Here is a 23,935-nt window from a genome sequence, read left to right as displayed (position 1 = left end):
GACCGGCTGGACGGGGTATCAACTAATCTGGCGTTGATTTTTGGCACGCTGTTGAGTTCTCAAGGTGCGGACGCTTCCTTCGGTCCCGATTTCCGGGCCCTCCGGGCGCTTCCTTCGTTTCCGACTCTATCAGATCTTTCCGATCCGATTTCCTCGGTGCTTTCCGGTCCCGATTCTTTTTCTCTCGGGGCCTTCCGGCGCTTTCCGACTCTATCAGATCCTTTCGGTGTCTGATCCCCGGTCAGCGGGGTTTGTCTTCACGGCTGTTGGGCCGTTCCGACGTCTCAAACCTTAGCGGATTCCTTCGGCGGCTCATAATCGAGTCGTTCGAATTGAATTTCGGCATGCCGGAATTCATCCCGTGAGGGAGACCGTGCTGGAGTGAGGTGCCGCTCGCGCGGCGGGATGGCCGTCGCAGAACCGTTCCGGCTCCGTGACAGCTCGGAGGACACTACGGATCAAGCAACCCCGTGTCAACTCGGGGCTTTGCGGGTGGACGAGGCCGGCGTCGGCGGTCCCGCGGGGGCGGAGTCGCCGGGCTCTTGGAGCGGGGTCGGGGCCTCGGGGGGCGTGGGGTCGGGCAGGGTGCGGAAGAGCAGCCAGCTCAGGACGGGCATGGCGATCAGGGGGGTCAGGGCCGTCCGCAGGGTGGTGGAGTCGGCCAGGTGTCCCAGGAGGGGAGCGATGAGACCGCCGATGCTGACGGTGAGGCCGAGGGTGACGCCGCTGGCGGTGCCCATGCGGGAGGGCAGGTAGTCCTGGCCGAGGGTGACCTGGAGGGAGAAGGGGACGTACAGGCCGGCGGAGGTGAGGGCCACGAAGAGGAACATGGCCGGACCGGGTGCGTACACCACTCCGGCGACGGCGGCGGCCGAGAGCAGGTAGGACCAGCGGGAGACGCGGACCCGGCCGTGGCGGTCGGCCAGGAAGCCGCCCAGGAGCGAGCCGACGGCGCCGCCCAGGAACAGCAGGAACAGGGCGACGGTTCCCGCCGTGGTGCCGCCCTCCGTGCGCTGCTGGGCGTGGAGGGCGACGAAGGTGCTCAGGCCGGTGAAGACGACGGAGCGGAAGACGACCGCCAGGGACAGCTTCACGAACGAGGCCACGTCGTCGGCTCCCCGGGGCGCCGACGCCCCGGACGTGCCGGCCCGGGACCGGGCGAGCATCCGGAGGACGGGCACGCACAGGGCGGCGCCGGCGAGGGCGGGGAGGACGAGGACCGGTGTCCAGCGCAGTGAGCCCTGCCCGATCGCGAAGGACACCACGAGCGGGGCGAGGGCGAAACCGATGTTGCCGCCGAGGGAGAAGCGGCTCATCGCGCTGTGGCTCCCCCGGGCGGCCAGCCGGGCCACCCGGGCGGCTTCCGGGTGGTAGGCGGCCACCCCGATGCCGGAGACGGCGACGAAGACGAGGGTGAGGCCGTAGGAACCGCTCAGGCCGCTCAGCGCGATGCCCGCGCCGCCCAGCAGCGTGCCGGTCGGCAGCAGCCACGGCATCGCCCACCGGTCGGTGAGCGCGCCGAACAGCGGCTGGGCCACCGACGACAGCAGGGACGCGGCCAGGACGAGGCCGGAGGCGGCGGCGTAGCCGTAGGCGCGTTCGGCCACGAAGAACGGGACGAGTGCCGCGACGGCGCCCTGGTAGAGGTCGACGCAGGCGTGCCCCACGGCCAGCAGGGAGATCGGTGAGTTCCTTCGCACCCGTTCATGGTGGGAGGCGCGGCCGGTGTCCCGCTTTCGATAAATTGCCAGGCGATGCAGAAGATCCGCCACACGCCCGTCGCGCCGACCCGGACCCAGCGTCTCGCGTCCGGCGGCGAGATCGACGCGCACCGCCACGACGACCACCAGATCGCCTACGCCGGCCGGGGCGCCATCGCCGTCACCACGGATGCCGGCTCCTGGGTCGCGCCCGCCACGCGCGCGCTCTGGATCCCGGCGGGTACCGTCCACCACCACCAGGCCCACGGCGAGCTCGACCTCCACCTCATCGGCCTGCCCGTCACGGTGAATCCGCTCGGTCTCGACAGACCGGCCGTCCTCACCGTCAGTCCCCTCCTGCGCGAACTCATCGTCGCCTACACCCGCGCGCCCGAGGACGACAGCCCGCCCCGCCTGCGGCTGCGCGCCGTCCTGCTCGACCAGCTCAGGGTCTCCCCCGAGCAGCCGCTGCACCTGCCGACGCCCACCAGTCCCCTGCTCCGGGAACTGCACGACATCCTGCGCGCCGACCCGGCGGACAACCGTTCCCTCGACGAACTCGGGCGGCAGATCGGCGCCAGCGCCCGTACGCTCTCCCGCCGGCTCCGTGACGACCTCGGCCTCACCTATCCCCAGTGGCGGACCCAGATCAGGCTCCACCACGCGCTGGTCCTCCTCGCCGACCGCACCCCCGTCACCACGGTCGCCCACCGCTGCGGCTGGTCGTCCGCCAGCACCTTCATCGACGTCTTCCGCCGCGTCTTCGGCCACACCCCCGGTTCCTCCCCCTGAGGGCTCCCCGGCCAGGGGCGCGGGGGCGAAGACCATCGGGCCGACAGGACGGTCCGCTCGTTCCCCCGTCACATCGCCTACGGCCGCTGCGATCCGCGAGGCGGCTGGGCGGGGCACCTGGCGGCCCCTCGCCGCGTGACCGGATCGGCACCGGGAACGGCCCTGGCCCGCCTGGGCACCGCCTTCCGCGGCGCGCTTCCGGTGCACCGGTCCGGATGGGACGGGAAACCGGTGGGGGCGGGGGGACGGGGGCGGTAAGGTCGTGGCCTTCGGTCGGCGGAGGCCGCCGGAGTCCCTTGAGGCTGTGCCGACGATGACGCCCGACGACTTCTCCGTACGACTCCGGCTCGACCGTGCTCTGGACGGCCTGGACGTCGCCTTCCGCGGCATGACCGCGCGCGGTGACGAGGTCCAGTGCACCTGTCACTGGGGCAGCGAGGAGGAGCTCGCCCTTCTGAAGGTGCCGGACGTGGTGCTCGATCCGGATCTGCTGCGCCGTACGTGGGACGCTCCCGACTGGAGCGACCACGGCGCGGTGTTGCGTCGCGTCCTTCCCCAGTTCGCCAGGGCGCTGACGGGCGGTCTCGTGGAGCCGCTGTTCGGCATGGAGGAGGCCGGGCGTTCGTTCGCGCGCGGTCGCTGGTGGGAGTGGCCCGCGCGTCAGAGCGCGGCGGTACGGGAGTTCCTGGGCGCCTGGTGGGTCCGTACCCTCGTCGACCCGGATCCCGCTGTCCCCGCGTACGAGGTCCTCGCGCTGTGCGCCGAGGCGTCCGGGGCGCTCGGGCCGTGGCTCCGCACCTGGGAGACGCTCGAACACGGCGTCGCCGACCGGCACTTGGCCGAAGCGGCCGCCCGTTGGGAGTACGACCTGCTGGGGGATCGACTCCCCTGGGACACCTGGGACGACGAGGACGCCCTGCGTACCGAACTCGCGGCCTGGCTGGCGCGTCACGCCCCCGCGCGGCTTCGAACCCACGGGGCCCCCGAGGAGTTGCTCCACCGCGTACGGCTCGTCGGCCTCACCGGGCCCGCCCGTTGGGAGGATCCGCACTGGCCCGGCCACCGCTACTGAACCGGGCCGGGCCGACAGACCTCCTCCGGCTCCGCCGGGCTGGTCGTCGGTGCGTTGCCGTAGGGTCTCGGCGATCTGATCGAAGGGGTCGCCGTGGAAGAACCGACGGCCGTGGCGTGGCGGGGCCGCCCTAGAAGGGCGGCTCCAGGGAGTAGCCGTCCTCGCGGAGCGGAACGGGTTCGTGCTTCGCTTCGGCGGCTCGCTGTTCGGCGACGGTGGGGTGGGTGGCGATGGCCTCGGCCGCTCGGCCTTGCAGGACCAGGATCTCGAACAGTTCCTCGCGTGCCGTGAGCATGTCGAGGTCCCGCAGTTCAGCGGCGGCGGCAGCGAGGTGGCCGGCGGTGCCGAGGAGGCCGGCCCTGACGACGCGGGGGTCGGTCCACGGATCCGGGTGGGCTTCGATCACGGCGATCGCCTCCTCGGCCCGGCCGAGGCCGGCGAGGGCGTAGGCCCGCCACCAGTGCTGGAACTCCTCGTGGCCGTGGTGGGGCACGGTGAGGGGGTGCTCCAGGAGGCGGAGCAGTTCCGCGGGCCGGTCGAGGAGGGGGTACACGAGCGGGGCCAGAAGGTTGGAGCAGTCGTACCAGCTGAAGCCGGGTTCGGCCACGGTGATCGCGTCGTCCAGCCGGCCGTCCTCCAGCAGGGCAGAGGAGAGCCAGGCCCGGTGGCCGACCCAGTCGTCGGCGGCGAGCGCCTCGCGCATCACCGTCTCGGCCTCCTCGGCCCGGCCGTGGTCCCGCAGGGCGTCGGCGTAGACGTGCAGGAGGGTGCGCGCGTCCTGTCCGGCGGCCAGCGCGCGCAACTCGTCGAGACGGCCGTGGCGCGCCAGCAGTCCGGCGTAGGCGGTGAGGGCGTTCCCCGGGAGGAAACGGCGCTCGGCCACGTCCTCGGCGAGGATCCGGATCGCCTCGTCGACCCGGCCCGCGCGCTCCAGCACCCGGGCCCGGAGCTCCTGCGCGTCCGAGCGGGAGTAGTCCCAGCGGCCCTCGTCGCGGGCCCGTCGTGCGGCTTCGGCGTCCGGGGCGAGCAGCTCCAGCACCCGCTCGTCGCGGTCCTCGCCTTCGGTGATCTCCACCAGGGCCGTCCGGATCCACGACGCGCCGAGGTGCGGGACGAGGAGGTCGACGGCCTCGTCCACGCGTCCTGCCCCGGCGAGCAGCTCGGCGAAGTCACGGCACACGGCCGGTGAGGCGCGGCCCTCCTCGTCCGGGCACACCAGGTCCAGGGCCTCGTCGACCCGGCCCGCCCGCAGCAGGATCTCCGCCTTCGCCCACAGGGCCGTCCGCCACCCGGTCGCGGCGAACGGCTCCATCACTTCCAGGGCTCGCCCGAACGCGCCCGACCGGCAGAGCTCTCGCGCCGCGCGCTCCGCGCAGAACCACTCGCCGCGCTCCGCCGCCGCCCGGATCACCAGGTCCAGGTGACCGTGCTCCAGCAGGAGGGCCGTTCTCTTCGGGGAGATGCCGCGGTTCTTGCTCGCCTGCCACGCGAGGTCGTCGATGTTCACGGTCAGGAGCGTAGGAGCGACCACTGACATGCCGCCGTGGGGCGAGCGGTCACTCGGTCGGGGCCGCGGCGGGCGGCCTTCCTCCTTCGGGCCGGGGCCGGCGCGGGGCACGTGACGGCCCCTCCTGGCGGAGGGCCGCGGCGACCAGTCCTTCGAGGGCCTCGCGGGGGACCTCGCCGCCGGTGACCAGGCGGTCGAAGACCAGTCCGTCGACACAGGCCAGGAGGGTGTCGGTGCGCTGCTCGACGTCCGTCACGCCGTGGGCGTCCAGGAACAGCCGGACGGCCTCGCGGCCGGGGTTCTCGCGGGGGACGAGGATCTCGCGCAGTTCGGGGTCGCGGACGCTCTCGACGGCGCAGGCGCAGCGGGCGAGCGAGCGGCGGCGGCCTTCTCCGGTGAGCCGCTCGCGGGTGAGCAGTTCGAGGCCGTCCACCAGTTCCCCGGCGGTGCGGAGGGGCGGGAGCCGTTCGGCCGTCGTCCGGAGTTCCGCCTGGTCGAGGTGGACCAGGCGCGTGACGAGTGCGGTGAGCAGCGCGGCGCGGGTGCGGAAGTAGGCCGAAGTGGTGCCGGGCGGGAGGGCTGCCCGGCGGTCGACCGCGCGGTGGGTCAGACCGCGGATCCCTTCGTCGGCGAGCACGTCGAGGGCCGCGTCCGCGAGGTGGGTGCGACGATCCGAAGCCATGGCCCCTTTCTACACCCGTAGAGGCTCCGCTAGGGTCATCTTCTACAGATGTAGAAGGAAAGGGGTTGCGTCATGGGCGGCACGGCAGTGGTGGTCGGAGGCGGCATCGGGGGGCTGGCCGCCGCGATCGGTCTGCGCCGCATCGGCTGGGACGTCCGGGTCGTCGAGCGCGCGGCCTCGCTCGACGACGCGGGCGCGGGCATCTCCCTGGCCGCCAACGGGCTGCGGGCCCTGGACGAGCTCGGTGTCGGCGAGGCGGTGCGGAGCGCCTCGCGGGGGCAGTACGACGGCGGCACCCGCACGCCCGGGGGCGGCTGGCTGGCCCGGATGGACGGCTCGGCGCTGGAGCGGGCGGTGGGCACGCCGATCATGGGCATCCCCCGCTCCACCCTGCACCGGCTGCTGCGCGAGGCGCTGCCCGCCGAGGCGCTGCTGATCGGCGCGGAGGCGGTCTCCGTGGAGCGGACCGGCCCCGGGACGGCGCGCGTCGACTGCGGCGACGCGGTCCTGGACGCCGATCTGGTGGTGGCGGCCGACGGCATCGGCAGCGCGGTGCGCGGCCGGCTCTTCCCGGACCACCCCGGCCCGGTCTACAGCGGCTCCACGGTGCTGCGCGGCATCACCGAGCGGCCGATCGAGCTGCGCACGGACTTCGAGCTGACCTGGGGGCACGGCGCCGAGTTCGGGCACATCGCCTTCCGGGACGGACGGGCCGAGTGGCACGCCGTCCTCCGCCTGCCCGCCCGCACCCGGTTCGCCGACCCGCTGGCCGAACTGCGCCGGCGCTTCCGCGACTGGCACGACCCGGTCCCCGCCCTGCTCGACGCCACCCGGCCCGGGGCGGTGCTGCACCACGACGTGAACGAGCTCCGCGCGCCGCTGCCCTCGTACGTGGTCGGCCGGGTGGCGCTGCTCGGCGACGCGGCCCACGCGATGACCCCCAACCTCGGGCAGGGCGCCTGCCAGGCACTGGAGGACGCGGTCACCCTGGCCGCCGCGCTCGCCACGGAGGCCACCGTCGAAGCCGGGCTCGCCCGGTACGACGCGGAGCGCCGGCCCCGCAGCCAGGCCGTCGCGCTGGCCGCCCGGCAGGCCGGGCGGATGGGCCACCAGCTCTCCCACCCCCTGGCCGTGGCGCTGCGCAACACGGCGATGCGGCTGACGCCCTCCCCGCTCGCCCTCCGCATGATCCTCCGGCACCACGCCTGGACCTCGCCGAAGCTGCCCTGATCCGGCGGGCCGTGGACGGTGGGGGCGGGCGGCGGGGAGGGGCGAACGGCGGACGACAGGCGGCGGGCCGTGTACGGGTGCCCGCCGCCCGGTTCCCCGGTCGGTCCCGGCGTGCTAGGCCGACGCGTCGGCGGCCGCGCGGGCCGGTCCGCTCTCGCCGTTCCGGTCGGCGGCGGACTCCTCGGCGAGCCGTTCCATGCCGCTGGTGGTCTTCAGCGGCTTCTCCTTGACGAAGAGGACGGCGATGACGGCGAGGAGCGCGAACGGGGTGGCGACGAGGAAGAGTTCGCCGGTGGCGACGCCGTAGGCGTGCTCCACGATCTCCCGGATCGGGGCGGGCAGGGTCGTCATGTCCGGCAGCGCGCCGTGCCCGGCGGGGGCTCCGCCGCCCTCGGCGAGGCCCGCTTCGCTGAAGCCCTCGGTCAGCTCCGTGGCCACGCGGTTGGCGAGGATCGCGCCGAGGACGCTGGTGCCGATGGTGCCGCCCAGGCTCCGGAAGAAGGACAGGACGGAGGTCGCGGCGCCCAGTTCGGTTGCCTGGACGTCGTTCTGCGCGGCCAGCACGAGGTTCTGCATCAGCATGCCGACGCCGACGCCCATGACGGCCATGTAGAGGCTGAGCAGGCCGAAGTGGGTGTCGGCGCCGATCGTGGACAGGAGGCCGAGGCCGGCCGTCATCAGGATGCCGCCGGCGATGAGGTAGACCTTCCACCGGCCGGTCCTGCTGATGATCTGCCCGGCGACGGTGGAGGAGACCAGGAGGCCGAGGATCATCGGCAGGCTCATGAGGCCCGCGACCGTCGGGGACTTGCCGAGCGAGATCTGGAAGTACTGGGAGAGGAAGACGGTGCCGCCGAACATGGCCAGGCCGACGAAGAGGCTGGCGACGGTGGTGAGCGCCACCGTGCGGTTGCGGAAGATGCCGAGCGGGATGATCGGCTCGGGCACGCGGGCCTCGACGAGGACGGCCGCGACGAGCAGCACCAGTCCGCCGCCGGTCAGGGCCGCGGTCTGCCAGGAGGCCCAGTCGAAGCTGTTGCCGGCCAGCGAGACCCAGATGAGGATCGCGCAGACGCCGGCCACGATCAGGAAGGCGCCCAGGTAGTCGATCTTCGCCTCGCGCCGCACGGTGGGCAGCTTCAGGGTGCGCTGGAGCAGTGCGATGGCGAGGAGGGCGAAGGGGACGCCGATGAAGAAGCACCAGCGCCAGCCCAGCCAGGAGGTGTCGACCAGGACGCCGCCGATGAGGGGTCCGGCGACGGTGCCGATGGCGAAGACGGCCCCGAAGATGCCGGCGTACTTGCCGAGCCTGCGGGGCGGGATGATCGCCGCCATCACGACCTGGGCGAGGGCGGTGAGGCCGCCGGCGCCGATGCCCTGGGCGACCCGGCTGAAGATCAGCAGCCCGACGTCCTGGGAGAAGCCGGCCAGCAGCGAGCCGACCACGAACAGGCCGAGGGAGGCCTGCAGGAGCAGCTTCTGGTTGTAGAGGTCGGCCAGCTTGCCCCAGAGCGGCACCGTCGCCGTCATGGCCAGCAGCTCGGCGGTGACGACCCAGGTGTACGAGGACTGGCTCGCCCCCAGGTCGGCGATGATCCTGGGCAGGGCGTTGGCGACCACGGTGCCGGCCAGGATGGAGACGAACATGCCCGCCATCAGTCCGGACATGGCCTGGAGTATCTGACGGTCCGACATGGCGGTCGGTGGCGCCTCGACCGGCGCCGCTGTTGAGTTCACGACATCTCTTTCAGTGGTTCGTGGATCGTGGTTCGTGGGTCGCGGTTCGCTGGGCCGGCCATGCCGGACCGGCCGCGCACGAGCGGCGGCGGCGCCGCGGAGGGGATCCGCTCAGTGGCCGTGCTCGTCCGGGACGGGGGGTTCGGGGAAGCCCGCGGCGAGGTGCGCGAACGTCTCCCGGAAGACCTCGGCGAAGGTGACCTCGGCCTGGCGCACGCACCAGTGCTCGAACGCGACGCGGACGGCGGTGCTGCCGACGGCGGCCAGGAGCCGGGGGTACAGGGTCAGGGCGCGCCTGCGGTCCTGTTCCTCCGGTGACGCGGGGGCGGGACGGTCCCCGTCGAAGAGCGGCGAGCCCGCGCCGATGCGCTCGGCGATCGTCTCGGCGAGGAGCAGTTCGTCGCTCATGCGGGCCCCGAGGGTCCGCGCGAGCAGTTGCGGGTTCCTGCCGAGGACCTCGGCGTGCAGCCGCCACAGTTCCTGCTGCTGCTCGACCTCTTCCAGCTCCGCGGCCAGGGCCTCGCGCAGCACGTCCAGCGGGGACAGGGCGGGCGGGGCCGCGAGGACGGCCTGTCGGACGCGTACGCCCGAGTCCGCGCCGACCATCACGAAGACCTCGTCGCGGGAGTCGAAGTAGTTGAAGAACGTACGCGTGGACACCCCCGCCGCCGCGCTGATGGCGTCGACGGTGACGTGCTCGACCCCGTGCTCGGCCGCCAGTCGTACGGCCGCCTCCACGAGGGCGGCACGTGTCGCCTTCTTCTTGCGTTCCCTGAGCCCGCCCCGGGCGGGCACCCCCTCTGCCATACGTGCATGCTACGAAAAAATGCAGAGTCTGCAAAAACAGCGTGAGGGGGCGGTGTCCGGCCCCCGGGACGACGACCGCCCCGGGGGCCGGGCCGAGGCCGGGCCGAGGCCGGAGCGGGGTCAGGCCGGAACCGGGTCAGGCCGGGGCCGGGCGGGGGTCAGGCGGTGGGCTCGGGCCAGGGGACGTCGGTCTCGACGGCGGCGGCGTGGTCGACGCCGGGGACGGAGAAGCCGTAGAGGGGGCGGACTCCGGTCAACCGGTCCCACAGCTCGACCAGTTGGCAGATCGGGGGGCACCACGGCGTCATCGAGGACGCCGCGGTGGTGACCTCCTTCACCTCCGGGGCGCCGTCCTCGTCGAAGACGAGGGTCTTGGTGGTGTACGGCGAGCCGATCGGCTTGAGGACCGAGGCGTACACGTCGCCGGTGTCGGGGTCGGTGCGGCGGGGCGCGGCCACCGAGTAGACCAGGAAGTCGAGCCGTCCTCCGAAGCGTTCGGCGAGGAGGTCGGCGACCTGTTCCTTCACGGTGTCGCCGAACGCGTCGCCGTCGAGGAAGACCATGTCCCGCCCGTGCCGCCGGGCGAGCCGGGCGGTGGCGGCGGTGCGGTACCAGCCGGCGGTGCCGGTACGCCGGGCGGGCGCCTTCTCGAAGCACACCCCGATGCCGCGGATGCCGGCTCGGGCCAGGCCCGCGATCGTGGCGGCCAGGCCGTACCCGGCGGACGAGCCGATGACCAGGGCCACCGGGCCTTCGCCTCCGGCGGGGACCGGAGCGGGGGCGGGGGCCGGAACGGCCCGCCACATCTCTTCCACCGACCGTCGGCAGCCGGCGGGGTGGGAGTCGAGGAACAGGAAGCCCCGGCTCTTGGGTGCGATGACGCGTTCGCTCACGGTGTGGTGTCCTCAGGGTCGTCACGGACAAGGACGCGGCGACCTCCCCGGCCGCCCCGCCCCCGCGCCCCGGGAGTCGACCGGGATACGGGGGCGGCGGCGGGGTGCCCCGTCGGCGGGGATCAGGCGGGCTGGTCCTTGTCGGAGGGGAGCCAGACCCGCATGGTCGCCGGGTCGACCGGGATCGAGACGTGCTCGTGCGTGATCCTCCACGTTCCGTCCGTCCGCCGGAGGCAGACGCTCTCCCGGACCCAGATCGACGCCTGGAGCCCGCCCTTCCGCTCTCCCGAGTCCAGGTGGAGCATGTGCGCGAAGGCAGTGTCCCCGTCGGCCGCGAGGGTGAGGTCGTGCGTCTCCAGGCCGATGGGTCCGACGTAACCGTCGAACCAGCGCAGGAAGTTGCGGCGGATCTCGTCGGTGCCGGTGAACCGCAGCGGAGGGACGACGTCGTAGTAGACGGCGTCGGCGGCGTAGAAGGACATGAGCCGGTCGATGTCCTTGGCCTGCTGGGCGGCGGCGCGGCTCTCCAGGAACGTCCGGATCCCGGTCTCGTCGGTGGTCATCGCGTACCCCTTCGGTGGTGGTGAGGGTGTGGTGCGTTCGGCTGGACGGGGGGTGCCGGCGGCGTCCGCGGGCCGGTGGGCCGGTGGGCCTCCGCCCGGTTCCGTGCCGTCGCGCTCCGTCGCCGGGTACGACGGGACGGCCGGACGGAATGTGAGGCGGGGCCGGGGCCCCGGGCCCGTACCGCGCCGACGTCACATTCCGGGGCGCTGTCCCGTCGTACGGGTGAGGGACGATCCGAGCGAGGGAGCCGCGCGACCATGACGACCGCTTCGACCGCACCCGGGGACGGCCGGCTCGATCCGAGCCCGGGCGGGGCCTCCGGCGAAGACCGCCGGCCGGTGCCGGACGAGGTCACCGGCGAACGCCGCCGGCTGATCAACCTCGCCTACCGGATGCTGGGCTCCCTGGCCGAGGCCGAGGACGTCGTGCAGGAGACGTACGCCCGCTGGTACGCGTTGCCCCGGTCGCAGCGGGAGGCGGTGGCGTCCCCCGGCGGGTGGCTGACCAAGGTCGCCGGCCGGGTCTGTCTCGACGTGCTCCGCTCGGCACGGGTCCGGCGGGAGCGTTACGTGGGGGAATGGGTCCCCGAGCCGCTGCCCGCGCGCGCCGAGTGGCCCGCCGGCGCGGCGGACGACGGCACGGCCGACCCGGCCGACCGCGTCACGCTCGACGAGTCGGTCGGCATGGCCTTCCTCGTCGTGCTCGAATCGATGACCCCGGCGGAACGGGTGGCGTTCGTCCTCCACGACGTCTTCCGCTACCCCTTCGGCGAAGTGGCCGACATCGTCGGCCGCACCCCGGCGGCCTGCCGTCAGCTGGCGTCCTCGGCCCGCCGCCGCGTCGGCGCCTCCCGGGCCCCCTTGTCGCCGACGGCCCAACGGGCCCGTGTCGTCCGGGAGTTCAAGCAGGCGTGGGAGGCCAAGGACATCCGGGCCCTCATCGGCCTCCTCGACCCCGGTGCCGTCGCCGTCGGTGACGGCGGCGGACTCGTCACCGCCGCGCTCCGTCCGATCGAGGGCGCCGGGGCCGTCGCCCGCTTCTTCGCCGCCCGGACCCTCCCCGGCCGGCTGGCGATCCGGGAGTGCACGGTCAACGGGCAGCCGGGCCTGGCGGCCCACCTGGACGGCGCCGTCCTGTCCGTCTACGCCTTCGACATCGCGGACGGCCGGATCCGGCGGATCTGGGCCGTGCTCAACCCCGAGAAGCTCCGTCCCTGGAAGCCGCGCTGACGCCCCTCGCCGGGCCGGTCGCGGCCGGCCCCTCTCCGGCGCCGCGCGGGAATGCTCGAAGAAAGTCCGGCGGTGATGTCGAGAACCCGTGTCCGGCTCCGTCCCCGGGGTGAGCGCGACCAGAATGGGTCGCACACGGACCGAGGAGAACGACGATGGCCAAGTACCTGCTGCTGAAGCACTACCGCGGCGCCCCGGCCCCGGTGAACGACGTGCCGATGGACCGGTGGAGCCCGGAGGAGATCTCGGCTCACATGCAGTACATGAACGACTTCGCGGCGCGACTGGAGAAGACCGGCGAGTTCGTCGACGGCCAGGCGCTCGCCCCCGAGGGGGCGTGGGTGCGGTACGACGGCGAGGGGCGCCCGCCGGTCACCGACGGACCGTTCGCGGAGACCAAGGACCTCATCGCCGGCTGGATGGTCATCGACGTCGACAGCTACGAGCGCGCCGTCGAACTGGCCGGGGAGCTGTCGGCCGCGCCGGGGGCGGGCGGCAGGCCGATCCACGAGTGGCTGGAGGTGCGTCCCTTCCTGTCCGCGCCGCTCACCATCACGGAGTGACGTCCCGGATGGACGAGGTCCTGCTCAGGAGCCTCATCCCGAGCGTGCTCACCGTCCTCGTCCGCCGCGGAGCCGACTTCGCGGCGGCCGAGGACGCCGTGCAGGACGCCCTGGTGGAGGCGCTCCGGGTCTGGCCGGCCGATCCGCCGCAGGATCCCAAGGGCTGGCTCGTCACCGTGGCCTGGCGCAAGTTCCTCGACGCGACCCGGGCCGACGCCGCCCGCCGCCGGCGCGAGGACCGCGTCGAGGAGGAACCGGCGCCCGGGCCCGTGCCCGCGGTGGACGACACGCTCCAGCTGTACTTCCTGTGCGCCCACCCGTCGCTGACCCCGGCCTCGGCGGTCGCGCTCACGCTGCGTGCCGTCGGCGGGCTCACCACCCGCCAGATCGCCCAGGCCTACCTGGTGCCCGAGGCGACCATGGCACAGCGCATCAGCCGGGCCAAGCGCACCGTCTCCGACGCCATGGGCCACCCCGCCGGCGGGAAGCGGGGGGACCGGGGAAGGCCGGGAGGCCCGGGGGACCCCGGCCGGTCCGGCGACGTCTCCACCGTGCTGCGCGTCCTCTACCTCGTCTTCAACGAGGGGTACTCTGGGGACGTCGACCTCGCCGCCGAGGCCATCCGGCTCACCCGGCAGCTCGCGGCCCGCGTCGACCACCCCGAGGTGGCCGGGCTGCTCGCCCTCATGCTGCTCCACCACGCGCGGCGGGCCGCCCGGACCAGGCCCGACGGCAGTCTGGTGCCGCTCGCCGAGCAGGACCGCGGACGGTGGGACGCCGCCATGATCGCCGAGGGGACCGGGATCCTGCAGGCGGCCCTCGCCCGCGACCGGCTGGGCGAGTTCCAGGCCCAGGCCGCCGTCGCGGCCCTCCACGCCGACGCGCCCACCGCCGAGGAGACCGACTGGGTGCAGATCGTCGAGTGGTACGACGAGCTCGCGCGCCTGACCGACAGCCCGGTCGTCCGGCTCAACCGGGCGGTCGCCGTCGGGGAGGCCGACGGGCCGCGGGCCGGCCTGGCGGCGCTCGCGGCGCTGGACGCCTCGCTCCCCCGCCACACCGCGGTGGCGGCGTACCTCCACGAACGCGACGGCGACCTCGCGACAGCGGCACGCCTGTACGCCGAGGCGGCCCACAAGGCCCCCGACCTCGCCGAACGCGACCACCTGACGCGCCAGGCCGCCCGGCTCAACGCCCGCCGGGGCCGCTGATCAGGCCGGGACCGCCGCGGTCAGCACTGCCAGAGGAACGCGGCCTCGCCGCACGGCTCACAGGTGAAGACGTAGCCTCGGCCCCCGCTGCCGAAGTTCGCCGCGGTGGCGAAGTCGGCCCCTTCCTCCAGCTCCGCGGTGAACGCCATGCGGGCGGTGCAGGAAGGGCAGGCGGGCGTCTCGTCCGCCTGGATCCAGTCCGGCTCGCCGCCCAGGCGGCCGAGCACCGGCCCGGGGGCGGACGCGTCCTCGGGGTGGGGGCGCAGCGCGGTGACCGCGCCGAGAGCCGTCTCGCCCTCGGCCGGCACGGCGGCCGGGGACAGCCCCTCCCCGGCGAAGAGGTAAGCGGCGTTGGCTCCGCCGGTGGCGTCCCAGTCGTCGCACATGCCCGGGTCGTTCTGGCAGAAGAAGACCGCCACCGTGCCGAACGGCAGCGGCAGGTGGGCGAGGAACTGCATGGCCCCGTCGCACTCGCGGCACAGGGGCCAGACGAAGCCGTCGGGGACGAGCGGCACGCCGCCGGTGCGCGGGACGGACGCGTCGGCGGTGGTCTCCCCGTCGTGGATCAACAGCATGGCAGCAGCCTACGGCCCGCCCCGGGCCCCTGCGGACGCGGAGCCGGCCGGGGCCCGGGGCAGGTGGGCCGGTGCCGGTCGCCGCGGTTTCCCGGGGCGCTCCTGCTCGACGGCGACACCGCGACCGGCCCGGCGCCCTCAACAGCCTGCTCGTCCTCCACGCGGAACCGCGCCCGGGGCCCGGCACCGTGCTGCTCCTCCGGGAGGCCGTCGGGTACTGGTCCGGGCCGGCGGCAGGGGGTGTCGGGGGGTCAGCAGGCTTCGCCGAACTTCACCGCGGTCAAGGTGACGGGACGGCCGTCGAGCGGGGTGCCCGCGGCGGGCTTCTGGGTGCAGACCTGCCAGTTGGACTCCACGAGGACCACGCGCCCCCGGGAGGAGGCGTCGGTGACCAGGAGGCCGGTGGAGGGGTCGAGGGCCTGCCGGGCGACCTTGACGGACTTGCCGGTGAAGTCGGGCATGGTGGTGGCGGTCTCCGGGCGGGCCGCCCCCTGGTCCTCGGCCGGGCACTCCTCTTCGAGCTTGACCGCCGCGAAGTCGATCCTGACGTCGGTGGGGTGCACGCCCGCGGCGGGGGTCTGGCCGCAGACCTTCCAGTTCCGGTCGAGAGCCTGCACGCGGCCGCGGCCGAGGGCGTCGTGGGAGCGCAGGTCGTGGAAGCCGGCGGCCTGTGCCTGGTCCTGCGCGGACTGGAGGCCCTTGCCGGTCATGTCCGGCAGGGTGCCCTCCTCCGCCTCGCCCGGAGTGCTTCGGGGCGGGGTGGTCGTGGGCGGTGCGGCGGGCCGGGCGTCACCCGGCTTGTCCGCGCCGGTCCTGCCGTCCTCCTCGCACGCGGTGAGGGTGAGCAGGAGTGCGGCGCCCGCGACGAGGGCGGTGGTGGTCTTGGTACGCATCGGTCCAGTCTGACGGATCGCGCACCGCCCGTGAGGGCCGGCGGACAGATCGTGAGGGCGCGGCGGCCCTCGGGATGCCTGCCCGGGATGGCCGGCGGAGCAGGCTCGAACTGGTGCGCCCCATGTCGTCTGTTTGGGTGGTGACAGGTGATATCGGACGACGAGATGATGTACGGGTACGAGGAGAAGCCCCCCCTCACCCTCCGACAACGCGGCGGTTCCCCCGCCGCCCCGCCGGGTTCGGGCCGCGTCCCGGGCCCGGTGCCGCGCCGGAAGCAACCACGATGCCGGCGCCGTCCGGTCGACGTCGTCCTTTCTCCGTCCCGCGCCCCGCGCTCCGGGGCCCTGCCCCTCGGACCGCCGCGCCGGGTCTCCGTGTGCCCACGGCTGTCCGTGGCCCGCCTCTGAATCCTGTGTGTCCGCGCGCGTCATGGAGGAGTTGCTGTGGCTGACTGCGCTGTCATGTTCCCCGGACAGGGCGCCTACCTCCCCGGTGCCCTCGCCCCGCTGGCCGATGACGAGCCGCTGGTCCGCGAAACGCTTCGCGTGCTGGACGCGGCGGCGGTCAGGGCGGGGCGGACCGCCCCCTCCCGTCTCCTGCTCGACGAGCGGGCTCCCTCGCTGGCCGACCTGGTGGCCGGCTCCCCCGCCGACCTGCACGCGGCGCTGTTCGCCGCGGAGACCACCTTGTTCCGGATCCTGACCGAACGTCACGGATTACGGCCGAGCGTCCTGGTCGGCCACAGCTTCGGCGAGCTGGTGGCACTCGCCGCCTCCGGCGTGTACGGCCTGGAGGAGGGGATGGCGCTGGTCGCCGCCCGGGACGAGGCGTTCGCCGCGTGCCCGCCGGTACCCGGCGGGATGGTGGCGCTGGGGGTGTCGGCGACCCGGGCCACGGGGCTGCTGAACGGTCTGGGCGAGTGGGAGGTGACCCTCGCCGCGGACAACAGCCCCCGTCAGTGCGTGGTGTCCGGTCCGGCGGACCCGCTGGAGAGGGTGCGGGCGGCGGCCGGGATGCTGGGCATCGGCGCCACGAGGCTCAGGGTCCCGTACGCCTTCCACCACCGGAGCCTGGCGGCGGTGGCCGACGACTTCGCCCGGCGGGCGGCCGCGCTGCGCACCGGCCCGGCCCGGCACGTCCTCCACTCGGCGATCCTGGGCCGGCGGCTGGAGGACGAGGACGCGGTGGCGGATCTGGTCGCCGCCCACCTGGTCCGGCCCACGCGGTTCACGGACGCGGTACGCGCCCTGCACGCGGACGGGGTGGACGTCTTCGTGGAGTGCGGGCCCCGCGGCGTGCTCAGTGACCTCGTGACGGCGACCGTGCCCGGCGTACGCGTCGTCGCGCCGCTGCGGCGACGGGCGGGGGGCCGGGCCGTGGCCGACGCCCTGGCCGGGGTCGTACCGGGGGTTCCCGCGGCCCGTACCAGGACCGGGGCCTGGGTCGAGGCCGAGGCTGACGTCGAAGTCGAGGCCATGGCTGACGTCGAGGTTGAGGCCGAGGCCGACGTGGCAGTGGGGGTGCGGGACACGGTGGGTGAGGACGTGCTCTCCGACCGGCGGGGTGTCGTGGAGACGCTGCGCGCCCTGTACGCCGACGCCCTGGGGTATCCCCCCGAGGTGCTGACGCGGGACGCGGACCTGGAGGCCGATCTGGGAGTGGATTCCATCAAGCAGACGGAGCTGTTCGCCCAGGCCGCCGCGCACTACGGACGGGCCCTGCCGGCCGAAGGGTCCCGTCTGACGAGCTACACGACCCTCGACGCGCTGGCCGGCCTCCTGAGCACGCTGCCCTCCGGGGACGCGCGGGTGACGGAGGCGACGGCATGAGCGGGCTCTCCGGTCCCGTCCCCCCGGCGGCGCCCGACCTCCAGGGGAAGGTCGCGGTCGTGACTGGCGGCGGCAAGGGCGTGGGCGCGGCGATCAGCCGTGAACTCGCCCGGCGCGGCGCGCACGTGGTCGTCAACCACTTCCATTCGCCCCGAGCGGCCGAGGACACCGTCGCCGCGATCCGCCGCGCCGGAGGGAGCGCCCGGGCCCTGCGGGCCAGCGTCGCCAAGCGCGACCAGGTCGACGCGATGTTCGCGGCGCTCGCCGACGAACACGGCGGGGTGGACATCCTCGTCAACAACGCGGCACGCGGGGTCTTCGCCCCCTTCGACGACCTCACCGACGTCGAGTGGCAGCGGGCCCTGGACACCAACCTCCACGGGGCCCGCTGGTGCGCCCTGGCGGCGGCGCCGCTCATGGCCGCCCGAGGGGGCGGGGCGATGGTGAACGTCTCGTCCATCGGCGCGGGCCTGGCCATGGACAACTACCTGCTGGTGGGGGTGTGCAAGGCCGCGCTGGAAGCGATGACCCGCTACCTGGCCGCCGATCTCGGCCCGCTGGGCATCCGGGTCAACACCGCCTCCGCCGGGTTGCTGGACAACCCCACCGCGACGCTGTTCCCCGGCGCGGCCGGCCTCCGGGCCACGTGCCGGGCGGCCTCGCCCCTGGGCCGGCTGGGCGACGAGGAGGACCTGGCGCGGGTGGTGGCGTTCCTGGCCTCGCCGCAGGCCCACTGGATCTCCGGGCAGTGCCTGCTGGCGGACGGCGGCCTGTCGGTCGGCCGGGCCATGCTCACCCCCCGCCCCGTGCTCCCGGCCGGCGCCCCCGGCGGGACGACGGACGGCGGAGCCCGTACGACGGAGACCCCGGTCCCGCCCGCGAAAGCCGCCGCCCCGCCCGTGAGGACCCCCGCTCCGGCCTCGGCGCCCGGCCCGGGCCCCGGTCCCGGTCCCGCGCCCTCCCCCGTACGGCCTCGTCCCGCGCGTGCCGCGTCCGGGGCCGAGGACCGGACCGTGGCCGTGGTCGGCACGGGGCTGGTGGCGCCCGGCGTGGACGATCCGGACATGCTGTGGCAGCGGCTGGCGGAGGGGGTTCCCCGGTTCGACGAGCCGCGGGAGCGGTTCGCGCTCGAACACTTCTGGTCCCCCCGGGCGTCGCCGGAGCGCACCTACAGCCGCGTCGCCGGTTACGTCCGGCCGGCCCCGCCCGGCGGCGAGGACTTCCTGACGGCCTGGGCGCACACGGCCCTCGCCCAGTGCGGCGCCCGCGACCTGGCCTCCGCCGGGGCCCGTGCCGTCTGCTTCGTCGGAGCGTGGGGCGAGGGTTCCCAGCACGTCGAGGAGAGCCTGCTCGTCGAGGCCGCCGCCGAGGGGATCGCCGCGCACTGGCCCGGCACGGCCGGGGAGGACCTCCGCGAACGGCTGCGGAGCTTCCTGAGCGAGCGCTATCCCCGCGCCGGACGCCTGGCGCTGCACCTGCCGGGGGCCGCCGTCCGCCGGGCGGTCGCCCGGCTGCTGCCCGCGAGCACGCCGGTGCGGGTCGTCGACACCGCCTGCTCGTCCTCGCTGTACGCCCTCGACCTGGGAGCCCGCGCCCTGCTGGACGGGGAGTGCGACGTGGCCCTGTGCGGCGGGGTGTTCTCCCTGGGGCCCCGCTACAGCGTGCTCTTCTCCCAGCTCGGCGGTCTGAGCCGGACGGGAACGGTGCGGGCGCTCGACAGCGGCGCCGACGGGGTGCTGTTCTCCGACGGCGCGGGGTTCGTCGCCCTCAAGCGCCTGGACCGGGCCCGCGCGGACGGCGACCGGGTCCTGGGGGTGCTCGCCGGGTTCGGGGCGGCATCCGACGGCCGCGGGCGCGCCGTGCACGCTCCCCACCACACCGGCCAGGAACGCGCGTTGGCGCGCGCCCGCGCCTCGTCCGGCGTCACGGCCGAGCAGATCGACTGGGTGGTGGCGCACGCCACCGGGACCCCCGTCGGGGACCGCGTGGAGCGGGAGGTGACGGCCCGGCAGCTTCCGCACGCCTGGTGCACGTCGAACAAGTCGGTGATCGGGCACACCGGTTGGACCGCCGGGGCGGCTTCCGTCGTCCACGCGCTCCAGGCCCTCGCCCACGGCGTGATCCCGCCGCAGATCCCCTACGGAGCCCCCGCCGGGCCCTCTTCCACTCCCCCTCCTGCTCCCGCCCCTTCTTCCACCCCCTCTTCAGCCCTCTCCCCCAAGTCTCCTGACGGGGCGCCACCGCCGGACCTGCGCGTGCCGACCGGGCCGGTGCCCTGGCCCCGTCCCGCCGACCGGCCGCGGACGGTTGGGGTGTCCTCGTTCGGCTTCGGCGGCACCAACGCCCACCTGCTGATCCAGGACGCCCCCCGCCCCGGGGAGCCCTCCCCCGCCTCCCTGCCCGAGGCCCTCGACGACGACCCCGTGGTGGCCGTGGCCTGGTCGGCCCACCTTCCCGGCACGCCCGACGCGCAGGAGGTGGCCCGTCGTCTGGCCGCGGGGCTGCCGCCCGCCGAACGGCGCTCGTTCGGCCCCCGCTACCCGGCGCCGCCCTTCAGCGAGGTGCGCATGCCCGCGCGTACGGTGGAGGCCGTCGACCGCGCCCAGTTGATGGCCCTTCAGGCGGCGGCCGGGCTCACCGGCCCCGACGGCTCCCCGTGGTGGAACGGCCTGGAGGAGAGGTGCGGGGTCTTCGCCGCCCATACGGGCGTCCCGTCCCGCTCCCCCGACGTCACCCTCCGCTGTTACGCCACGTCGCTGACGGAGGCCGTACGAGGTGCCGTACCGCCGGGACTGGACCCGGAGGCGCTCGGGCGGGCCACCGCCGCCCTCCTGGACTCGGTGCGCGCGCGGACCGAGCCGGGGGAGGACACCCTGGCGGGGCTGATGCCCAGCGTGATTCCCGCCCGGGTGGCGGCGCTGCACGACCTGCACGGGCCGACCATGACCCTGGACACCGACCTCACCTCCGGCCGCACCGCGCTGCGGGCCGCGGCCGCCCATCTGCGGCGTGGCGAACTGGATCTGGCCCTGGTGATCGGCGTCAACGGCGTCAGCGACCCCCTGCTCTCCCGTCTGCACGGGACCGGCGAGACCGAGGAGGACGCCGGGAAAGCAACGGGAGGGGAGACCGGGGAAGAAACGGGAGGGGAGACCGGGAAAGACGCCGGGAAAGAGACCGGGGCACCGGCCGAGGGCGCCTTCGCCCTGCTGCTCACCCGGGCGTCCGTCGCGGGCGGGAACGGCTGGACGGTCCTGGGTGAACTCGACGCCCTGCTCGCGGAGTTGCCCGTCGAGCCCGAGCCCCACGCGGGCTGGAGCTACCGGGGCTCCGACGACCTGGTCGGCATCCTGCGCCGCCTCGCCGTCCCCCCGCCCGTGGCGCCGCCCCGGGCCGCGCCGAAGGCGACCCGGGCCCCCGTGACCGCGCCCGCCCCCTTCCTGACCCGCCGCCACACCCTCGGCTGGCGGCGGTCCGGCACCCGCACGGCCCGGCCCCACCCGCTGCCGGCCCGCACCCTCCTCATCACCGGCACCCGGCACGCGGCCGCGCTGCGCCCCGTCGTACGGGCCGGCACCGGCTGCCGCCTTCTGGCGCTGGACGGCACGCGGGACCCGCAGGAGGCCGTCGACGCGGTCCTGGCCGAGAGCCCGGACGGGTTCGCGCACCTTCGGGTCGTCGCCGACCTGCACGGTCACCACAGGTGGCCGGACCCGCCCGCCGCCGGCGTCCTGGCGCTCCAGGAAGCCGCGTTCTGGGCCGTGCGGCAGTCGCGGGACCGGCTCGTGGCGGGCGGCAGCTGCGCCGTGGCCGTGATGGCGCCGTTCATCGACGGGCATCCGGCCCCGCACGCCCACCTGTTCACCGGGTTCGTCAAGTCCCTCGCCTGGGAGCTGACCGGCTGCGCGGTGCGTGCGGTGGTCGACGACACCACCGCGGCCCCCGACGCGTTGGCCGCTCTGGAGGACGAACTGGCCCGCCCCGCCGAAGGTCTGCCCGTCGTCCACCACCACGGCGGCGCGCGACACGTCCAGCGGCTCGCCGAGAACGCGCCGCCGCCGGAGGAGGACGACGTCCTTCCGCTCGCGCCGGGGGACGTGGTCGTGGCCACGGGCGGGGCCCGCGGCATCACCGCCGCGTGCCTGCTGGCGCTCGCCCGCCGGCTTCCCCTCCGGGTCCACCTCGTGGGCTCCGGCCGGCCCGACGACGTCCCCGCCGCCCTGCTCGACACCGCCGAGGAGGCGCTGCCCGCCGCCCGCGCCCGCTACATCGGCGAGGAACGCGGCCGCCGCCCTGACCGGCCGGTACGCGAGATCAACGCGGCCTTCGACCGGCTCCTGCACGCCCGCGAGTCGGCCCTGACCCTCCGCGAGCTGCGTGAGCTGTGCGGTGAGGACCGGGTCCACTTCCACACCTGCGACATCACCGACCCGAAGGCCGTGCACGACCTGGCCGGCGTCGTCCGCGACCGCGAGGGCCGCGTCGACCTGCTCGTCAACGGGGCGGGCCTGCACCATCCCGGCGACATCACCCGCAAGACCCTCCCCGGCATGCGGCGGGTCCGCGACGTCAAGCTGTACGGCCACCACCACCTGCGGTCCGCCTTCACCGGCGCCCTCGCCCCCCGCCTGTGGTGCAACTTCGGGTCCGTCACCGGGATCGCCGGCCTGCCCGGCGAGAGCGACTACTCCCCGGCCAACGACTTCCTGTCCGGCGCGGCCCACGCCGGCCCGCCGGGCGAGTACACCATCGCCTGGACCATCTGGGACGAGACCGGCCTCGGCTCCGGCGCGGTCGTCCAGTCGTACACCGCCCGCACCGCCCGTCTGTCCCGCATGACCACCGCGGAGGGCGTCGCCCACTTCCTGGCCGAGCTGCGCCGACGGCCGCGGTGCGAGGACCGGCTCGTCACCTTCGTCGGCGAGGCCGAACACCGCTCCTTCGACCTCCTCTTCCCCGGGCTGCTCGCCCCGCGCGGCGCCACCACGCCGCCGGCCGCCTCCCCCGGCGCCCCGCCGGCCGCGCCCGGCCTGCCGGGACTGCTGCCGCCGCCGGCCGCGCACGGTCGCGACCGCGCGTCCTGGGAGCTCGTCCTCGCCCTCGACAGCCACCGCTTCCTCCTCGACCACCTGGTCGACGGCAGGCCCACCGTGCCCGGTGTCGTGCTCGCCGACGTCGCCGTCCAGGCCGCCCGCACGCTGGTCCCCGACCTGCCCGTGCGCAGCGTCGACGACCTCGCCTTCAGCGCCTGGGTCCGCGTCCGGGCCGACGGCCGGCCGACCCGGTTCCGGGTCGAGGCCCGCCGGACCGACACCGGGGCCGCCGGTGCCACCGGTGGCACCGGCCCCGTCGGCGTCGCCGTCACGATCCGCTCCGACACCACCGCTCCCGACGGCCGGATCCTGGCCCGCGACCGCGAGCACTTCCGCGCGACCGTGCGGCTCGGCGGTGCGCTCCTCGTCCCCGCGCCCCACCACCCCCTCCCCGGCCCTCACCGGCCGGTCGGGGACCCCTATTACGCCGACGCCTCACCGGTCCTGCTCACCGGCGCCTTCCGCGTCACCGACGCGTGGCACGCCACCGCCCTGGGCACCACCGCCCGCTGGCGTCCCGGCCTCCGGCAGCTCGCCGGGCTGCCCCGGCTCGGCACCCCCTGCACCCTCCTCGACAGCCTCGCCCGCACCCCGGCCCTCCAGCCGGGCCCCGACGGCCGCCACCCCGTGCCCGTGCCCCGCCACATCGAACGCGTCACCCTGTACGAACCCGGCGACGACCACGCCCTCGCCGCCGCCCATCCCGGCGGCCTCCGCCTGCACCACTCGCCCGCCACCGCGACCAGCACCGCCACCACCGAGGACGGGCGTGTCATCGCCCGGATCACCGGCATGCGCGCGACCGCCCTCGCCCACGTGCGCGTCCCCGCACCCGCACCCGCACCCGCACCCGCACCCGCACCCGCCCATGATCCGTCCGGCTCCGCCTGACCCCCGGCACCAGCGCGTCCCCACCGCGGCCGGCCCGGTGGACATCTGGTGGCGGTCCGGTCCGGCCGTACCCGGCCGGGGGCGTGGCCGGGCCCTGCTGCGGCACGCCGTCGCGGCGCACTGCCACCGGGACGCCGACGCCCTCCGCATCACCGCCGACCCCCTGGGCCGCCCCGTCCCGCTCCCCGGCCAGGGCCTGCCCCCGCTGCGGCTCACCGCGGCCCACTGCGGCCCCGTCACCGTCGCCGCCCTGATCGCCCGGGCCGATCCCCGTACCGCCATCGGAATCGACATCGAACACCTCCCCTCGCCGCCCTCCCCCGCCCTCCTGTCCTGCGCCCTCGGCCCCGCCGAGCGCGCCGCCCTGGCCGCCCGGCCCGCGCCCGGCCGGCGCGATGCCTTCCTCGCCCTGTGGACGGCGAAGGAGGCCGTCGCCAAGGCCGTCGGCTGGCCGCTGCTGCGCGCCCTGGTCGACGTGGAGATCGCCCTCGACCCCCGGCCGGCCGTGGTCCGTCTCGGCGCGGACCGCGCCCCGCGCGGCTGGCACGTCGTACCACTGCGCCTGCCCGGCCTCCCGCACACCGTCACCCTCGTCCTCCGCCACCGCCGTCCGACACCGACCCCGCCCCCGTACCTCCACCCGCACCCCACACCGGATCGGGAGAC

18 protein-coding genes and 1 pseudogene are annotated in these 23,935 nt (G+C 74.9%); 10 read left to right on the top strand and 9 right to left on the bottom strand.

The window, feature by feature from the left end; translation table 11 throughout:
* Positions 1-234 (top strand): hypothetical protein (locus AB0E83_RS24345; RefSeq protein ID WP_362115593.1); only part of this gene is annotated, 234 nt, incomplete at its 5' end.
* 239 nt (positions 235-473) lie between these two features.
* On the opposite strand, the gene AB0E83_RS24340 is transcribed toward AB0E83_RS24345, so the two are convergent.
* On the bottom strand, positions 474-1,700 hold the full coding sequence (locus AB0E83_RS24340; protein ID WP_362115590.1) for an MFS transporter: 1,227 nt from the start codon (positions 1,698-1,700) through the stop codon (positions 474-476).
* Positions 1,701-1,754: 54 nt separating this feature from the next.
* Between AB0E83_RS24340 and AB0E83_RS24335 the strand changes: the two genes are divergently transcribed.
* A complete protein-coding gene (locus AB0E83_RS24335; protein WP_362115587.1) occupies positions 1,755-2,492 on the top strand; it encodes a helix-turn-helix transcriptional regulator in 738 nt (245 codons plus the stop codon).
* A 313-nt stretch (positions 2,493-2,805) separates the two neighbouring features.
* Entirely contained in the window at positions 2,806-3,564 is a 759-nt protein-coding gene (locus AB0E83_RS24330; protein WP_362115602.1) for a hypothetical protein, read from the top strand.
* A gap of 130 nt (positions 3,565-3,694) precedes the next feature.
* Here AB0E83_RS24330 and AB0E83_RS24325 read toward each other — a convergent pair whose 3' ends face one another.
* Positions 3,695-5,071 (bottom strand): hypothetical protein, encoded by a 1,377-nt coding sequence (locus AB0E83_RS24325; RefSeq protein WP_362115584.1) that lies wholly within the window; start codon positions 5,069-5,071, stop codon positions 3,695-3,697.
* Between the two features lie 49 nt (positions 5,072-5,120).
* Positions 5,121-5,753, bottom strand: a complete 633-nt coding sequence (locus AB0E83_RS24320; RefSeq protein WP_362115581.1) for a TetR family transcriptional regulator C-terminal domain-containing protein — start codon at positions 5,751-5,753, stop codon at positions 5,121-5,123.
* Between the two features lie 72 nt (positions 5,754-5,825).
* Here AB0E83_RS24320 and AB0E83_RS24315 point away from each other — a divergent pair, with 72 nt between their 5' ends.
* On the top strand, positions 5,826-6,983 hold the full coding sequence (locus tag AB0E83_RS24315; protein ID WP_362115578.1) for an FAD-dependent monooxygenase: 1,158 nt from the start codon (positions 5,826-5,828) through the stop codon (positions 6,981-6,983).
* A gap of 114 nt (positions 6,984-7,097) precedes the next feature.
* Here the strand turns inward: AB0E83_RS24315 and AB0E83_RS24310 are convergent, their stop codons facing one another.
* The 4 genes from AB0E83_RS24310 to AB0E83_RS24295 form a co-directional block, all read right to left on the bottom strand.
* Complete coding sequence (locus tag AB0E83_RS24310; RefSeq protein ID WP_362115599.1) at positions 7,098-8,678, bottom strand: MDR family MFS transporter; 1,581 nt, start codon at positions 8,676-8,678, stop codon at positions 7,098-7,100.
* A gap of 153 nt (positions 8,679-8,831) precedes the next feature.
* On the bottom strand, positions 8,832-9,527 hold the full coding sequence (locus tag AB0E83_RS24305) for a TetR family transcriptional regulator (RefSeq protein ID WP_362115575.1): 696 nt from the start codon (positions 9,525-9,527) through the stop codon (positions 8,832-8,834).
* 158 nt (positions 9,528-9,685) lie between these two features.
* Positions 9,686-10,420 carry a hypothetical protein gene (locus AB0E83_RS24300; protein WP_362115572.1) on the bottom strand — a complete coding sequence of 245 codons (735 nt, stop codon included), beginning with the start codon at positions 10,418-10,420 and terminating at the stop codon, positions 9,686-9,688.
* Positions 10,421-10,542: 122 nt separating this feature from the next.
* Positions 10,543-10,983, bottom strand: coding sequence for a nuclear transport factor 2 family protein (locus tag AB0E83_RS24295; RefSeq protein ID WP_362115569.1), 441 nt, complete (start codon positions 10,981-10,983; stop codon positions 10,543-10,545).
* Positions 10,984-11,241: 258 nt separating this feature from the next.
* Here AB0E83_RS24295 and sigJ point away from each other — a divergent pair, with 258 nt between their 5' ends.
* The 3 genes from sigJ to AB0E83_RS24280 all read left to right on the top strand — a co-directional run bounded on the left by sigJ (position 11,242) and on the right by AB0E83_RS24280 (position 13,987).
* Positions 11,242-12,213 carry an RNA polymerase sigma factor SigJ gene (sigJ, locus tag AB0E83_RS24290; RefSeq protein ID WP_362115566.1) on the top strand — a complete coding sequence of 324 codons (972 nt, stop codon included), beginning with the start codon at positions 11,242-11,244 and terminating at the stop codon, positions 12,211-12,213.
* A gap of 155 nt (positions 12,214-12,368) precedes the next feature.
* A complete protein-coding gene (locus AB0E83_RS24285) occupies positions 12,369-12,776 on the top strand; it encodes a YciI family protein (RefSeq protein ID WP_362115563.1) in 408 nt (135 codons plus the stop codon).
* An 8-nt stretch (positions 12,777-12,784) separates the two neighbouring features.
* Positions 12,785-13,987: a DUF6596 domain-containing protein gene (locus AB0E83_RS24280; protein ID WP_362115596.1), complete on the top strand. Its 1,203-nt coding sequence runs from the start codon at positions 12,785-12,787 to the stop codon at positions 13,985-13,987.
* A gap of 20 nt (positions 13,988-14,007) precedes the next feature.
* On the opposite strand, the gene AB0E83_RS24275 is transcribed toward AB0E83_RS24280, so the two are convergent.
* Together AB0E83_RS24275 and AB0E83_RS24270 are read right to left on the bottom strand one after the other, a co-directional pair.
* Positions 14,008-14,562: a hypothetical protein gene (locus AB0E83_RS24275; protein ID WP_362115560.1), complete on the bottom strand. Its 555-nt coding sequence runs from the start codon at positions 14,560-14,562 to the stop codon at positions 14,008-14,010.
* Positions 14,563-14,813: 251 nt separating this feature from the next.
* Positions 14,814-15,455 carry a PASTA domain-containing protein gene (locus tag AB0E83_RS24270; protein ID WP_362115557.1) on the bottom strand — a complete coding sequence of 214 codons (642 nt, stop codon included), beginning with the start codon at positions 15,453-15,455 and terminating at the stop codon, positions 14,814-14,816.
* A gap of 444 nt (positions 15,456-15,899) precedes the next feature.
* Here AB0E83_RS24270 and AB0E83_RS24265 point away from each other — a divergent pair, with 444 nt between their 5' ends.
* The 3 genes and pseudogenes from AB0E83_RS24265 to AB0E83_RS24255 all read left to right on the top strand — a co-directional run.
* On the top strand, positions 15,900-17,285 hold the full coding sequence (locus AB0E83_RS24265; RefSeq protein WP_362115554.1) for an acyltransferase domain-containing protein: 1,386 nt from the start codon (positions 15,900-15,902) through the stop codon (positions 17,283-17,285).
* The gene (locus AB0E83_RS24260) at positions 17,282-23,269 is read left to right on the top strand and encodes an SDR family oxidoreductase (protein ID WP_362115551.1); all 5,988 of its coding nucleotides are present in this window, start codon (positions 17,282-17,284) and stop codon (positions 23,267-23,269) included. The genes AB0E83_RS24265 and AB0E83_RS24260 overlap by 4 nt, the downstream gene beginning before the upstream one ends.
* Positions 23,247-23,810, top strand: a pseudogene (locus tag AB0E83_RS24255) (4'-phosphopantetheinyl transferase superfamily protein); the annotation flags it as partial. The gene AB0E83_RS24260 and the pseudogene AB0E83_RS24255, both read left to right, overlap by 23 nt.
* Between the last annotated feature and the right edge of the window lie 125 nt (positions 23,811-23,935).

It is taken from the genome of Streptomyces sp. NPDC035033 (assembly GCF_040636735.1).
Classification (GTDB): domain Bacteria; phylum Actinomycetota; class Actinomycetes; order Streptomycetales; family Streptomycetaceae; genus Streptomyces.
Note: the sequence above shows the minus strand (reverse complement) of the source record. Positions and strands in the feature narration are given on the sequence as shown.

Coding starts and splice junctions, on each gene's coding strand:
- AB0E83_RS24295 (WP_362115569.1), bottom strand. CDS start 10,983: ATGACCACCGACGAGACCGGGATCCGGACGTTCCTGGAGAGCCGCGCC.
- AB0E83_RS24305 (WP_362115575.1), bottom strand. CDS start 9,527: ATGGCAGAGGGGGTGCCCGCCCGGGGCGGGCTCAGGGAACGCAAGAAG.
- AB0E83_RS24280 (WP_362115596.1), top strand. CDS start 12,785: ATGGACGAGGTCCTGCTCAGGAGCCTCATCCCGAGCGTGCTCACCGTC.
- AB0E83_RS24270 (WP_362115557.1), bottom strand. CDS start 15,455: ATGCGTACCAAGACCACCACCGCCCTCGTCGCGGGCGCCGCACTCCTG.
- sigJ (WP_362115566.1), top strand. CDS start 11,242: ATGACGACCGCTTCGACCGCACCCGGGGACGGCCGGCTCGATCCGAGC.
- AB0E83_RS24315 (WP_362115578.1), top strand. CDS start 5,826: ATGGGCGGCACGGCAGTGGTGGTCGGAGGCGGCATCGGGGGGCTGGCC.
- AB0E83_RS24260 (WP_362115551.1), top strand. CDS start 17,282: ATGAGCGGGCTCTCCGGTCCCGTCCCCCCGGCGGCGCCCGACCTCCAG.
- AB0E83_RS24310 (WP_362115599.1), bottom strand. CDS start 8,678: ATGTCGGACCGTCAGATACTCCAGGCCATGTCCGGACTGATGGCGGGC.
- AB0E83_RS24285 (WP_362115563.1), top strand. CDS start 12,369: ATGGCCAAGTACCTGCTGCTGAAGCACTACCGCGGCGCCCCGGCCCCG.
- AB0E83_RS24335 (WP_362115587.1), top strand. CDS start 1,755: ATGCAGAAGATCCGCCACACGCCCGTCGCGCCGACCCGGACCCAGCGT.
- AB0E83_RS24320 (WP_362115581.1), bottom strand. CDS start 5,753: ATGGCTTCGGATCGTCGCACCCACCTCGCGGACGCGGCCCTCGACGTG.
- AB0E83_RS24275 (WP_362115560.1), bottom strand. CDS start 14,562: ATGCTGTTGATCCACGACGGGGAGACCACCGCCGACGCGTCCGTCCCG.
- AB0E83_RS24330 (WP_362115602.1), top strand. CDS start 2,806: ATGACGCCCGACGACTTCTCCGTACGACTCCGGCTCGACCGTGCTCTG.